This window comes from Vibrio sp. Hep-1b-8 (genome assembly GCF_006124995.1).
GTDB lineage: Bacteria > Pseudomonadota > Gammaproteobacteria > Enterobacterales > Vibrionaceae > Vibrio.
In genome coordinates this window covers 23,404-37,172 of record NZ_QEWN01000018.1, presented here as the reverse complement: position 1 = coordinate 37,172, position 13,769 = coordinate 23,404, and the positions used below count along the sequence as shown (strand labels likewise).

The 13,769-nt window shown below is 46.6% G+C and carries 11 protein-coding genes and 2 pseudogenes; 6 read left to right on the top strand and 7 right to left on the bottom strand.

Going from position 1 to position 13,769, the window contains the following annotated elements; translation table 11 throughout:
- The coding region (locus DA100_RS05430; RefSeq protein WP_138971261.1) for a transposase at positions 1–434 on the bottom strand (434 nt) is incomplete at its 3' end.
- Positions 435–498: 64 nt separating this feature from the next.
- On the opposite strand from DA100_RS05430, the pseudogene DA100_RS05425 reads away from it, so the two are divergent.
- Positions 499–732: pseudogene (locus DA100_RS05425) on the top strand (IS110 family transposase); the annotation flags it as partial.
- Between the two features lie 533 nt (positions 733–1,265).
- Positions 1,266–1,400: pseudogene (locus tag DA100_RS05420) on the top strand (Tn3 family transposase); the annotation flags it as partial.
- Positions 1,401–1,477: 77 nt separating this feature from the next.
- On the opposite strand, the gene DA100_RS05415 reads toward DA100_RS05420, so the two are convergent.
- A complete protein-coding gene (locus DA100_RS05415) occupies positions 1,478–2,323 on the bottom strand; it encodes a pirin family protein (RefSeq protein ID WP_138971260.1) in 846 nt (281 codons plus the stop codon).
- A 225-nt stretch (positions 2,324–2,548) separates the two neighbouring features.
- Here DA100_RS05415 and DA100_RS05410 point away from each other — a divergent pair, with 225 nt between their 5' ends.
- A complete protein-coding gene (locus tag DA100_RS05410; RefSeq protein WP_138971259.1) occupies positions 2,549–3,844 on the top strand; it encodes an alpha/beta fold hydrolase in 1,296 nt (431 codons plus the stop codon).
- A gap of 35 nt (positions 3,845–3,879) precedes the next feature.
- Here the strand turns inward: DA100_RS05410 and DA100_RS05405 are convergent, their stop codons facing one another.
- Complete coding sequence (locus DA100_RS05405; RefSeq protein ID WP_138971258.1) at positions 3,880–4,260, bottom strand: VOC family protein; 381 nt, start codon at positions 4,258–4,260, stop codon at positions 3,880–3,882.
- Positions 4,261–4,577: 317 nt separating this feature from the next.
- Here DA100_RS05405 and DA100_RS05400 point away from each other — a divergent pair, with 317 nt between their 5' ends.
- Entirely contained in the window at positions 4,578–4,817 is a 240-nt protein-coding gene (locus tag DA100_RS05400; RefSeq protein ID WP_138971257.1) for a hypothetical protein, read from the top strand.
- Between the two features lie 41 nt (positions 4,818–4,858).
- The gene (gene arfB, locus DA100_RS05395) at positions 4,859–5,272 is read left to right on the top strand and encodes an alternative ribosome rescue aminoacyl-tRNA hydrolase ArfB (protein ID WP_138971256.1); all 414 of its coding nucleotides are present in this window, start codon (positions 4,859–4,861) and stop codon (positions 5,270–5,272) included.
- A 19-nt stretch (positions 5,273–5,291) separates the two neighbouring features.
- Here arfB and DA100_RS05390 read toward each other — a convergent pair whose 3' ends face one another.
- On the bottom strand, positions 5,292–5,801 hold the full coding sequence (locus DA100_RS05390; protein ID WP_331427919.1) for a GNAT family N-acetyltransferase: 510 nt from the start codon (positions 5,799–5,801) through the stop codon (positions 5,292–5,294).
- Positions 5,802–5,953: 152 nt separating this feature from the next.
- On the opposite strand from DA100_RS05390, the gene DA100_RS05385 reads away from it, so the two are divergent.
- Positions 5,954–6,595, top strand: coding sequence for an START domain-containing protein (locus DA100_RS05385; RefSeq protein ID WP_138971255.1), 642 nt, complete (start codon positions 5,954–5,956; stop codon positions 6,593–6,595).
- Positions 6,596–6,641: 46 nt separating this feature from the next.
- Here DA100_RS05385 and glgB read toward each other — a convergent pair whose 3' ends face one another.
- From glgB to DA100_RS05370, 3 genes are all read right to left on the bottom strand, one after another.
- Positions 6,642–8,816, bottom strand: a complete 2,175-nt coding sequence (gene glgB / locus DA100_RS05380) for a 1,4-alpha-glucan branching protein GlgB (RefSeq protein WP_138971254.1) — start codon at positions 8,814–8,816, stop codon at positions 6,642–6,644.
- Positions 8,817–9,001: 185 nt separating this feature from the next.
- Positions 9,002–11,182: a 4-alpha-glucanotransferase gene (malQ, locus tag DA100_RS05375; protein WP_138971253.1), complete on the bottom strand. Its 2,181-nt coding sequence runs from the start codon at positions 11,180–11,182 to the stop codon at positions 9,002–9,004.
- A 101-nt stretch (positions 11,183–11,283) separates the two neighbouring features.
- Entirely contained in the window at positions 11,284–13,737 is a 2,454-nt protein-coding gene (locus DA100_RS05370; RefSeq protein ID WP_138971252.1) for a glycogen/starch/alpha-glucan phosphorylase, read from the bottom strand.
- Positions 13,738–13,769: the final 32 nt, after the last annotated feature.

Below are 13,769 nucleotides of genomic sequence, written 5' to 3'. Positions count from 1 at the left end.
GTTTCAGCGAGCGCCTTTTCTTTGTGGCGTAACTCCTTCCTAAGTTCTTTGATTTCAAGCTTATCCGCTTTGGCCTGTTTCTTTGCTTCCGCTTCCCGCTCTTTACTCGACATGAAGCCTTGCATGCATTCGCTGCGCCAGCGTTGAACTTGCTCTGGAAACAGACCTTTTTCACGACAATATTGGCTGAGTTCATTCTCGGTCATCGAGTAAGTCTCGGCGACGATGGCGAGTTTAGTTTGAGCAGACCACTGCTCTGATGAAGTGTTGCTGTTTGGCACTGCGGCTCCTGAACGTCTGAGTTGCTGTCGCCAATGATACAGGGTTGCGGTGCTAATACCTTCCTCTTTTGAAAGTTCGCTCACTGACACTGAGTATGGAGGCAGTAGCTTCTTCAATATGGCTTCTTTTCTTTCTGTTGGAATACGAGACACAATTCACTCTTACCGCCCTACACTGGTTAAATTTTAACAGTGACAACTATCCTGCCAGAGGGGGTTAGGTATGATAACCAAACATGGAGACAAGTACCTACGCACCTTGCTCGTTCATGGAGCTAGAACGGTCATTGCTAATCTAGGGGATAAACAAGACAGGCTCAGCCAGTGGTGTCGAGGCGTGTTGGAACGACGAGGGATGAACCGAGCCATTGTCGCTCTTGCAGCAAAGAATGCTCGAATTATCTGGTCGCTGTTACACAACCAAACGGAATATGAGAATTACGCTGCTTAAGAAACCATTAACTCAAGCAGAGTAACAAGAGTAAACCCACCGGGTCATAGCAGACGCAATGGATGGAGATAGGTTAAGACCACGTGCGGAGAGCCTGTTAATGCGGCGGACATTAAAATGTCATCTAACGAATAAGGCACCGCAGTCGCGCAAAGTCATCAGGGGCACGATGTTGCGAATCATCGAAAAGTAGACCGAATGTAGAGCGGCAGTCCAAAACCCATCACTTGAAGTTTAGCGGATGTTTGACAACCGGGGGAATCCATGTAGCCCCATTAAATCAGATGAAATCCATTAGTGAAGAAATTGTAGAAGAAGATATCTCTCAGCTATCCCCACCAATATACAAACACATCAACATGTTAGGTCATTATACGATTACGTTGCCAGAAGACTTAAAGAAAGGGGAGTGAAGATCTTTGAACATTAATGAAGGTGATAAATATTGAGTCAATATAAGAGCGATAAGGGATTATTAATCAATGACTTAAATCCATTATCTCTCCAACAAGTTTGAAACCAAAAGGTATCGAGCCACATCAATTAGGCAAGGGACAGTCACCGCTTCTCTGATGATGAAAAAGCTGGCTAGTTACCCCAAACAGAATGGATTAGCTAAAGCATTGAGAGAAATTGGCAGATTAGAAAGAACGTTGTTCATGCTTGATTAGCTTCGAGATCCGGTCGTGACTCCAATTACTCTGGGGTTGTCGTCAGTGACCGAATGGCGGTCACAAAGGTTCAGTTAATAGGTTTCAAACACACCAGCGTTGTAATCACGAATGGTTTGCTCAATTTCAGCCATGCTGTTCATGACAAAAGGCCCATAATGAACAACAGGCTCATCGATCGGTTGACCAGAAAAGATCAGTACCCCACCCGATGCGAGGTTGGTCAGAGACACCTTGTCCCCCTTGCTCAACAGAGCGAGTTCACCTTGATTGACTACCTGACCATCAATAGCCACAGAGCCCTGATAGCTAAGAACCATCATGTTAAAGTGTTCTGGCACCTCAATTGAAAGTTGCTGTCCTTGCTCAGAACGCCAATCAGAAACACTCAGTTCGACCCCTGTTCTGTCTAGCGGCCCCGTTAACGTCTCACCATTGGCAATTAAGGTTCCAGCTAATACCCGCAGCAATCCAAGTTCATCACCGCTATGTTCAGTGATGGTTTCTGGTTGGAAGTCAAAATATTGCGCGGGTTTCATTTTGTCTTGGGCAGGCTGGTTAATCCAAATTTGAAAACCGTGCAAATCGCCCTCTTCCATAATGGGCATCTCGCTATGGATAACACCACGACCCGCCGCCATCCATTGCGCACCACCACTGCGAAGTTCACCAACATTTCCCATATGATCACGATGCTGAAAGTGGCCTTTGAGCATATAGGTTAGGGTTTCAATGCCACGGTGTGGGTGTGGAGGAAATCCACCGACATAGTCTTTACGTTGATCCGATTTCAACTCATCGACCATCAAAAATGGTGAAAATTGCGTATTGTTAAACCCAGCGACACGTTGGATTTTCACACCATCACCATCAGATGTCGCATGAGTGCGGATGATTTGCTTGATTACTCGATTCGCCATGATCGCCTCCCGATAACTTGATAGGTGTAGTGTAGAGAGCGATATGCCTTTCATACAGAGGGCACAAGCGAACAGCTTGTTTGAAAAATTTGAATGAGTACAGCTAGACACTGGCGGCTAGCTGACACTGAACACATGCCTCACTCCACCAAACGGCGATTGGTATCTGTTCCGCATCAGGATAAGATACGCTATCTCTAAGTCACGGAAGTCCTGATAATAATTATGAAAGCTCACCCATTTATTGATGCTGGTGTTAAATACACTCCGCACTATTTCCAAGTCCCCTTAAACTACGCAGACAAGGCACAAGGGACAATTGAAATCTTTGCTCGTGAACTATCACTGGTCGCCGATGGCGACAGCACTAAGCCTTGGCTGGTTTACTTTCAAGGAGGGCCGGGCTTCCCGTCTCCACGCCAGAATGGTCACAATGGCTGGGTAAAACGTGCCCTACAAGAGTACCGAGTGTTACTCCTCGATCAACGCGGTACTGGCAATAGTTCAGTGATCACCCATCAAACTTTGGCTTCGTTCTCGGCAGAGCAGCAAGCTGAGTACCTAAGTCATTTCCGTGCAGACAATATCGTTCGTGACGCGGAATTTATTCGTCAACAGTTTGGTATTAACCAGTGGGCGATTCTCGGTCAGAGCTTTGGTGGTTTTTGTTCACTTACTTACCTGTCACTGTTCCCTGAAAGCCTTTCTCGTAGCTACATCACTGGAGGTGTGCCATCTATTCACCGTCATCCTGACGAGGTGTATCAGGCCACGTTCAAGCGTACGATGGAAAAGAACCAAGCTTTCTTCAAACAGTTTCCGCAAGCGCAGCAACTGTGTAAGCAGATTGCTGACCATCTGCTTGAGAACGATGAGTTTCTGCCCAACGGGCAGCGTTTCACGGTTGAGCAATTTCAGCAGATTGGTATCAATTTCGGCATGAGTGATACCTTTTTACCAACATACTATGCGCTAGAAAATGCACTGATTGAGGTAAATGGAAAACCACAACTACGTTATGAATTCCTAAACAGCATGTTGATGGAACAAGGTTTTCAGACCAACCCTATCTACGCAATTTTACATGAGTCGATTTATTGTCAGGGCTTTGCTTCAAACTGGAGTGCCCATCGTATTCGCCAAACTCGTGATGAGTTTAACTACGCGAAAGGTAAACCATTCTACTTTACCGGCGAGATGGTGTTTCCGTGGATGTTCGACCAATACCACTGCCTGAAACCACTCAAACAAGCAGCAGAACAACTGGCAGCAAAACAGGATTGGGCCCCCTTGTACCATGCGGATGTGCTTGCCAATAACAAAGTACCTGTGAGCTGCGCGGTATACGCTGATGATATGTTCGTCGAAATGGACATTAGTCGTGAAACCTTGGCAAAGATTCCAAATTCACAAGCGTGGATTACCAACGAGTACGAGCACAACGGGCTGCGTGCCGATGGTGAAAAGATCCTCGATACGCTCATTGCTATGGGCCATCAAACCGCGGCAACTATCAACTAAAATTAACGCCCCCGACTCACATCGGGGGCGTTTTTTTAGCTCATTGAGTGAAGACCAATCATATTGCCTTCCGTGTCAGCCACTATGGCAATGTATCCATGCGGGCCGATGGAAAATTTGCTATTCATTACCTTGCCACCCGCTTGTTCAACACGAGATTCCTCGACCGCACAATCCTGACATGAGAAATAGACCATAGTACTGTTGCCACCCGCGGCGACGCCTTCCATTTTCGCCAACGCACCAGATGCTCCATACTGCTCCATATCAGAGGGAAACAGCCACATCTCGACCCCCATATTGGCGACATCTTCGAGATGCTCCAATGAGGTTTCAAGTACTGCTTCATAAAAAGCTTTCGCTCGCGGCATATCATTCACATAGATTTCAAACCAACCAACCGGATTCATTTGCATACTGTCACCTAACCGTTACAAGTTCCCTTCTAAATCTAGCGCAGTTATCACTCTCCACTACCTTGGCTAAGGCTATAATGCTCATTTTCTCACTCATGAGCTAACAGGTAGGGTGACTGTAAACGTGGTCCCCTTACCCAGTTCGGAATCCAAACAAATATTGCCACATAAGTTGTCTACCATCGCTGCCGCTAGCGACTCGGCACTACAATCATAAATTACCATTTATCAATGATGACATATGAACTCACTCACATTAGACTGGCAATCGTTGGCATTTTCGTCAGTTAGCAGCAAGACAGTGATAAGGTGATAATATGACTATCCAATGGTGTGAAAAATGTGCCAAAGAGACCGAGCACAAAGAACTGATAAAGCAGAAACCGTCGAAGTACGGTAAAAGCAAAAAGGAACAATTTAAGGCCTTTCTTTCTGGATTTGTTAGTGGTGCTGCCGTCGGTGGTGCGCTGGCTTCTCTAGAATTGATTGATCGCTATGTAGTCTGTCAGGAGTGTGGCCACAAAAAACTCGAAAACCATGGCGAAGAGTTTCAGTAAAGCTACAATAGGTCGGTGTCCGTTTTTGTAGTAGACCGCTAATGCTGAAGATTTCTAATACCGTTACCCTTCAATCCTGGGAGATCCAACTGACCGCTATACGAGCGCAAGGTTCAGGCGGTCAGAACGTGAATAAAGTGTCCTCTGCGATTCATCTTCAGTTCGACGTGAAGCATTCTACCCTGCCAGCTATCTACAAAGAGCGTCTACTCGCCCTCAAGGATTCCCGTCTATCTAAAGAGGGAGTTATCACCATCAAGGCGCAGCAATTTCGAACCCAAGAGCAGAACAAAGAGGATGCGCTCAATCGCTTAGCGGAGCTTATCCGTTCTGCGATGGTGGTGCAGAAAAAACGCCGCGAAACCAAGCCAACCAGAGCATCTAAAGAGCGCAGGCTCAAGAGTAAGGGAATTAAATCACAAACGAAATCCCTGCGCGGTCGCGTGCAGCACTAACCATAGCGACTGGCCTTGATCACGCGGACTTATCGAGGGCGAAAGTTTCTAGCCCTTCAACCTCACCGTAGAGTCGTGTATTGACTTCTTGGGTCATACCGAGCTTTTTCAGTATCGCCAGCGAGGCAAAATTGGCTGCAAGGGCAACGCCATAGATCTTATCGTGTTTATTGGCTTTAAAGGTTTCTCTGATCACGGCCTGAGCCGCTTCAAATACATAGCCTTTGCCCTGATAATCAGGCAGCAGAGCATAACGGATATCGCTATACGCAGGGTCTTGACACTGCTCAACACCAACGTAACCAATTTTAGTTTCAGGATCGCTGGTTAATCTTATCGCGTAAGAGCCAAAACCATGCTGCCAGTGTCGCACGCGGTTACGAACATGTAGCTTTATTTCTTCAGCAGTATAGGCCTCACCTTTCGGCAGGTATTTAGTCAGCTCATTACAACCTAGAATCGCTGAATAGATATCGAGATCCGCTTCACATACAGGTGTCAGTATCAAATTGTCGGTGGTAATCATCATGCTCTCTTTACTGTCTAGAAGTGAAAGGTAACAAGCTAAATGATTAGTGACCAAACTGCCAGTGCCAATTGTCTCCTTTCCTAATAGGGAGACTTTGCTCTGTACTGTAAGTATGCTTGAATTAAATCAGAAATTAATCGTTGAGTAAGGTTATGACAAGCTTAAGGAAAAGCCTCATTTATGCCCTGTTGATACTATCAGGTATCGGTTATTGCCAAGCATCAACCCATTGGCAATTTGAAGGTGACAAAGACGGAATCACCATCTTCTCCCGCCATCATAGTGATGGACTGGTAGAAATTCGCGCACGTATGTTTGCGCCAACCAGTTATGGGGCTTTTGTCACCCTGTTAGAAGACACGGAGAATGTGCCCAACTGGATTGATAACGTCAGTCACAGCCGCGTTGTAAGGCAAATCTCACCAAACGAAAACATTGTCTACACTCAGTTTTCCGCTCCCTGGCCTGCCAAAGATCGCGATATGGTGACCTACTCAAAATACTCCGTGAATGAGATAGGCTTTACGCTAAATATCAAAGATGCCCCTCCCGCAAGTTTGCCCGAACAAGATGGTTACATCCGTATTACCGCAGTGAAAGCGACTTGGACACTGCAAAAGCTAACCAACGGAATGACGTTAATAGAGTACACCGCATTTGCTAATCCTGGCGGTGCTCTGCCTAACTGGCTAATCAACAAATTGGCTAAAGAGAGCGCTCGCAGCACCTTTGAAGGGCTCAAACAGCAATTGCCCAACTATCAAGACAATTCTAAGCCGGATCTGAGCCAATAAAAAGGGTCAGCGATGGAAGCTGACCCTTGTGTTACTTATTATTTAGCTATTTAAACTTATAGAATACGGTCGCTAGTGGAGGCAGACGCAGTGAAATAGATTGTGCCAATCCTTCACTTTCTACCGCCTCGCTCGTTACCTGTTGTGCAACTGAATAATCGCTACCATAGTATTTAGCGCTGTCCGTATTGAGCAGCAATTCATATTCGCCTGCCAAAGGTACGCCTAGCCTGAAATTGTCGTGAGGAACAGGTGTGAAGTTGGTGATCACCAAAATTCTCTCACCGTTGTCACTCAAACGTTCATGAGCCAAAATCGAGGCTTCTGCCGCATCTTGTAGACGCCACTCAAAACCGCGAGGTTCACAATCGAGTTCGTGCATCGCTCTTTCACTTGCGTAAAGCTTATTAAGATCTCTGGTTAGGCTCTGCACACCTTGGTGACGTTCAAATTCAAGTAAGAACCACTGTAGCTGATCATCATGATTCCATTCCGCAGTCTGACCAATCTCAGCGCCCATAAAGTTGAGCTTCTTACCAGGTTGTGCATACATGTAGCCGAGGTAAGCGCGCAAGTTTGCCGTTTGCTGCCACTCATCCCCCGGCATCTTGTTGTGAATAGAGCCTTTACCGTAAACCACTTCATCATGTGACAGAGACAGAACGTAATTTTCACTATGAGCGTAAACTAATGGGAAAGTGATGGTATCGTGATGGTATTTGCGATGAACTGGATCCTCCTGAATGTATGATAACGAGTCATGCATCCAGCCCATATTCCACTTAAAGCCAAAGCCCAAGCCGCCCATAAAGGTTGGCGCAGAAACACCAGGGAAAGCGGTCGATTCTTCAGCAATGGTCATGGCATTCGGGAAATGTTTATAAACTTCTTCGTTCATCCACTTAAGGGTTGCGATCGCATCGTAGTTTTCGTTGCCACCATCGATATTTGGAATCCATTGATCGTGACTGCGCGAGTAGTCGAGATAGAGCATCGACGCCACTGCATCGACACGAATACCATCAATATGAAATTGCTCAAACCAGTACAAGGCGTTGGAGACCAAGAAACGACGCACATGTTCACGACCGAGGTCGTAGATGTACGAGTTCCAATCTTGATGCCAACCGCGACGAGGATCAGGATCATGGAACAGTGGCGTGCCATCAAAGTTCGCCAAGCCATGGTCATCCGATGGGAAGTGCGCAGGAACCCAATCAAGCACCACGCCAAGACCCGACTGATGGCATTGATCAACAAAGTATTTGAAGTCGTCTGGCGAACCATAACGGCTGGTTGGCGCAAACAGGCCAACCGGCTGATAGCCCCAAGAACCATAGAATGGGTGCTCAGAAACCGGCATCAGTTCAACATGGGTGTAGCCCATATCGACCAGATAAGGAATCAACTGTTCAGCCAGTTCGCGGTAGTTAAGGAAATCACCATCAGCATTACGGCGCCAGGAGCCAGCGTGTAATTCATAAAACGACAATGCCTGCTTGCGTTTTTCCGTCACTTCACGCTCTTGCCATGTTTTATCATTCCACTGATAACGGTTGTGATCATAAGCCACAGAAGCAAACGATGGATATTGCTCAGAGTATGCGCCCCAAGGGTCCGCTTTATGCGGTAAGCCTTCACCATTAGGACCTTTTAATTCGAACTTGTACTGTGTGCCTTCAGCAAGGTTTGGAATGAAGATACCCCAGATACCATAATCGAGACGCTGCATTGGCGTGCGACGACCATCCCATTGGTTGAACTCACCGACTAAGCTACACGCTGACGCATGCGGTGCATAAACCAGAAAGCGGATACCGGAGATCTGTTTACCATCTCGTTCCAAAGTGATGAATTGAGCACCCATGTGCTTGTACATCTCTTTTGGTGTATGCAGATCGTCATACTCTGCGTAAATCGTGTGGTATTGATATGGGTCGTCAATCAGTTGTTCGGTTCCATTCCAATCAACGGCTAATAGATAGTGGCTAAAGCGTAGATCTTTGTTTTGTTTGAGGATAAAGCCCGAAGCGTCCTCACGTTCAAGTTCGATACGTTGATCATCAATAACTAACTCAACTTTATCTGCACCCGGCATCCAAACACGTAACGCACCTTGCTCGCCAAGAAATGGACCGATAAAGGAAAACGGGTCAGAAAACGTCGCATGTGAAAGTTGGTTATATATCTTTGTCGCCTTATCTAACGTTGTTGTTTTCAAGTTATTCTCTCCCTAACCTAACTTTCTTAATTCGAATGAGTTTGGCTGAAATATAAAGGGGTTCTATGACCCAAAAAGCCCGCCAGGTAGCGGGCTTAATTAGCGTTATAACAGTGTAACGAATTCAAGATTTACATAGAGTGACCTGACCGAGAAATTTTCCATGTATACCTTGTAACTCCGCCTTATTTACTCACTTTCGCGCGAACTTCGCTTAGCTTGTGAGCAATACGATTCACCCCTTCCTGAGCAAAGACTTCATCAAGGTTCATCGACAGTTTACGACGCCAGTTAGGGTACTCATCCACTGTGCCCGGAATGTTTACCGGTTTGTCCATTTCCAGCCAGTCTTCCAGCTGAACACTCAATAATGTTGAAGAGCCAGCAGCAACGTGAAGTTGCAGAGCTTCAGCTAAGTATGAGTCCATCGGAACATACTGAGCATCACGACCAACCCCCTCAGGCAAGTAACCGTGCCATGCAACGGAATCTAGGATACCTTGCTTGCACTCTAGACGACTCGCAAACAGACCTTCTAGTTGCTTGGCATCTGGGTAAAGGCCTAACTCTTGGCCCATCTTCAGGTCATCACAGTGCCAGAAACCACGTAGAGTCGGCATATCGTGAGTACACAGAGCAGACATAGACTGTTCAGCGTAGTGTGCTGGAGAGATAAAACCACCGTCATCTTCTGAAGTTTCGAAGAAGAACACCTTGTATGAGTGAACACCTGCGTCACGCAGAATATCAACAATCTCATCAGGCACAGTACCTAAGTCTTCACCAATCACACTGCATTGATGGCGATGAGACTCTAGAGCCAAGATTGCGAGCATGTCTTCCACAGGGTAGTAAATGTACGCACCTTGAGTCGCGTTTTCACCTTTCGGGATCCACCACAAACGCAGTAAACCCAGTACATGGTCAATACGCAATGCACCACAATGCTTCATGTTCGCACGCAGTAGCTTGATGTATGCATCGTAACCCGTTGCTTGAAGCACTTGTGGGTTAAGCGGTGGTAGACCCCAGTTCTGACCCAAAGGACCAAGAATATCTGGTGGAGCACCAATGCTTGCATCCATGACTAGGTTGCCTTCATCTGCCCAGGTTTCTGAACCAGAATCCGCAACACCGACGGCAAGGTCACGGTACAAGCCAACAGACATGCCTTTCTCTTCTGCTAGAGCCTGCGCCTCTTTAATTTGGATATCAGCCACCCATTGCAGGTACATGTAAAGATGTACTTGATCTTTGTTTTGCTCGATAAAATCCTGAACCGCGCGGTTTTCAAACTTACGCAACTCTTCCGGGAATACTGGCCAGCCCCAGATGTTTGAATCTTTCGCATGCAGTTCCGCATGCAGCGCATCAAATGCTGCCTGATGAACCAGGCTTTCGCCGCCCTCTTCAACAAAGTCGAGGAATGCTTGTGCACGTTCACTGTTTTTATCCAGATGACGTTTTTTGAACTCAGCAAACAGCGTTGGCAATACGCTCATTTTGAGGTTAGACACTTCACTGTAGTTAACCCAATGTGACTCACGCGCTTTTTGTAGACGTTGCTGGAATTCAGCGCTGCCCACTTTTTGCTGAGCTTCGATGCTAAGTGAGAACTCAGGAACCGAACTTACATCAATGTACATGATGTTCAGCCAGCGACGTGAAGACGGGCTGTACGGGCTCGCACCTTCTGGGTTGGCAGGGAACAGTGAATGAATAGGGTTAAGACCAACAAAATCACCACCGCGGGAAGCGATATCTGCTACTAACTGTTTCAGATCCCCGAAATCACCAATACCCCAGTTATGCTGAGTGCGTAGCGTATAAAGCTGGACACTTGGGCCCCACATTTTCTTACCATCGACGATAGCATCCTGCTTGTAACATGCTTTTGGCGTCACAATTAGCGTCATTTCATAAGGCGCTTTACGACGTTTACGAGAAATCGTCAGTTTGTGATAACCCCAAGCAATATCACTTGGTAATGCAAACACTAAAGGGCCACCCTCTTTGCGCTCATCACGAACGATTTGCGATTGAAGATAGCCTTCAAGTACCTCTCCTTGCTCTGTATCGAGACGCCAGCTGAACTCACTTTCGCGAGCACTCGCACCAAGATTGAGCACCACTTCAATTGGCTCTCCATCACGGACTACCTGAACAGAAGCGAGCACCTCTTGCTTGTGCTTTTTCTCCGCTGATTTTAGAAGAGTTTCATCATTGGTTGTGTCATAGCCTAAAGACGCGAGTAGTCGACGAATTGTTTCATCAGCAACTTTTGCTTCATCTCCCCACGCGCTTACGTAGCTGTCGGCAATTCTCGCCATTTCAGCGACTTGTTTTAATGCGTTATCTTGTTTCATCGCTCTCTCCGAAGGACTGCTTATACCTTCAAAATGTAGGGTTATTAAATCGTTATAAAGAGTAGAGCCAAGGCGCTAGGCCTTGGCTTTGTCTGGTTCAATTAGCGCGATACCGCTTCTAATTTCCAAATGTTATTGACGTAGTCTCGAATCGAACGGTCTGAGGTGAATTTACCCATCAAGGCCGTATTCAAGATGGCTTTCTTCGCCCAGCCAGCTTGGTCTTTGTACTGTGCACCCATCGCCTCGTGCGCCTGAACATATGATGCAAAGTCCGCTAAACATAAGTATGGGTCACCACCATCAAGCAGGCTGTCGTACGTTGCTCTTAGCAGGCCAGGTTGACCAGGTGTGAACTCTTCGCCCACTAGCAGGTCTAGTGACGCTTTTAGCAAAGGATCTGCGTGGTAGTAGTCGTAAGGGTTGTAACCCGCTGCTTTAGTCGCAACGACTTGGTCAACTTCAAGACCGAAGATATAGATGTTCTCATCACCCACCTCTTCACGAATCTCAACGTTAGCGCCATCCATAGTACCGATAGTCAATGCACCGTTCAGCGCCATCTTCATGTTACCCGTACCCGATGCTTCTTTACCCGCTAGAGAAATTTGCTGAGATACATCCGCCGCAGGAATAATGATTTCAGCCATACTGACACGGTAGTCAGGAATGAAGACAACTTTCAGTTTATCGCCAATGCGTGGATCGTTATTGATCTTGTCCGCAATCTTGTTGATAGCAAAGATGATTTCTTTCGCTAAGTGGTAGCCCGGTGCCGCTTTAGCAGCGAAGAAAGCAACACGTGGCGTGCATTCGAAACCAGGTTCGTTAATGATGCGGTGGTACAGAGACAAGATGTGTAGCAAGTCTAGATGCTGACGCTTGTACTCATGTAGACGCTTGATTTGTACGTCAAAGATCGCATTGGTATCAAGCTCGATGCCCATGTTGTCTTTCACCCACTTCGCCAAACGCTCTTTGTTCTGTTTCTTAACAGCCATGAACGCTTTCTGGAATTTTGCGTCAGTAGCGTACTGAGCAATACCTTCTAGCTGTTCCAGTTTCGCCGGCCACTCGCTGCCAATCTTATCCGTGATAAGTTGAGACAGGCCCGGGTTACAGAACTTCAACCAACGACGTGGAGTAATACCGTTTGTCACGTTATGTAGACGAGTTGGGTACATTTCGTGGAACTCAGGGAAAAGATCTTTCTTAACCAATTCTGAGTGCAGAGCGGCAACACCGTTTACTGCGTATGAACCAATCACACATAGGTTAGCCATGCGAACCATACGGTTGAAGCCTTCTTGAATGATAGATAGCTTAGCTTGTTTCTCACCATCACCAGGCCACATTGCACGAACTTCTTGTAGGAAGCGGTGGTTGATTTCAAAAATGATTTCCATGTGGCGTGGAAGCAGACGCTGGATCAGAGATTCAGGCCAAGTTTCCAATGCTTCTGGAAGAAGTGTGTGGTTGGTGTAAGCAAAAGTCTTCGAGCTGATTTCCCACGCTTTATCCCAAGATAAGCCTTTCTCATCAAGAAGAATGCGCATCAATTCTGGGATAGCGATTGTTGGGTGAGTATCGTTTAGCTGGATAGTCTCTTGCTTAGGCAGATCCGCCAATGCAAAACCTGCTTGCTCGTGACGACGTAGAATATCGCGAACTGACGCTGCCGAGTGGAAGTATTGCTGCATTAGACGCAGTGTCTTACCTTTCTCGTGGTTGTCATTCGGGTATAGAACTTTAGTGATGTTACCAGCGTCGATCAGCGCGTGCTGAGCTTCGAAATAGTCACCGTTGTTGAAGCTTGCTAGTGAGAAAGGCGCAATAGCCTGACATTCCCAAAGTCGTAGAGGGTATACTGTGTCAGACTCGTAACCAACAATTGGCAGATCCCAAGGCATCGCTTTTACTGCCATACCTGGTACCCATTTACGTACTTCTTTGCCGTTTTCGTGGCTCACTTCAACGTGACCATAAAAACCGATTTCTTGTGCCAGTTCAGGACGAGCCACTTCCCATGGGTAGCCTTCAACACCACGCCATGCATCTGGTGCTTCTTGCTGACGTCCATCTTTAAATGATTGCTTGAACAAGCCGTATTCATAGTGAAGACCGTAACCCACTGTTGGGTACTCTTGCGCAGCACATGAATCCATAAAACATGCAGCAAGACGACCAAGACCACCGTTACCTAGTGATGGGTCACGCTCTTCTTCAAGAAGGTCAGTCAGGTTCTGGCCTAACTCTTCCATTGCTACTGTGATCTGCTCGTAAAGACCCATGCTGATCAGGTTGTTACCGGTCAGACGACCAATAAGGAACTCTAATGACAAGTAGTTTACGCTTTTCGCGTTTTTGATCTTTGGATCCTGCTCAGTCTGAAGCAAATCAAAGGTGGTTAGCTCTGCTAGTGCTTTACCCATTGCTAGGTACCACTCACGCGCAGTCGCTGTTTCTACAGTTTTAGCGTAAGTCGCTGAAAGGTGTTTTTTCACATCAGCTTGGAACACTGCTTTATCAAAATTTTTCTGTTGCGTAGGTTTCATAAGAGAAATCTCACTTATTGGTTTCAATCCAT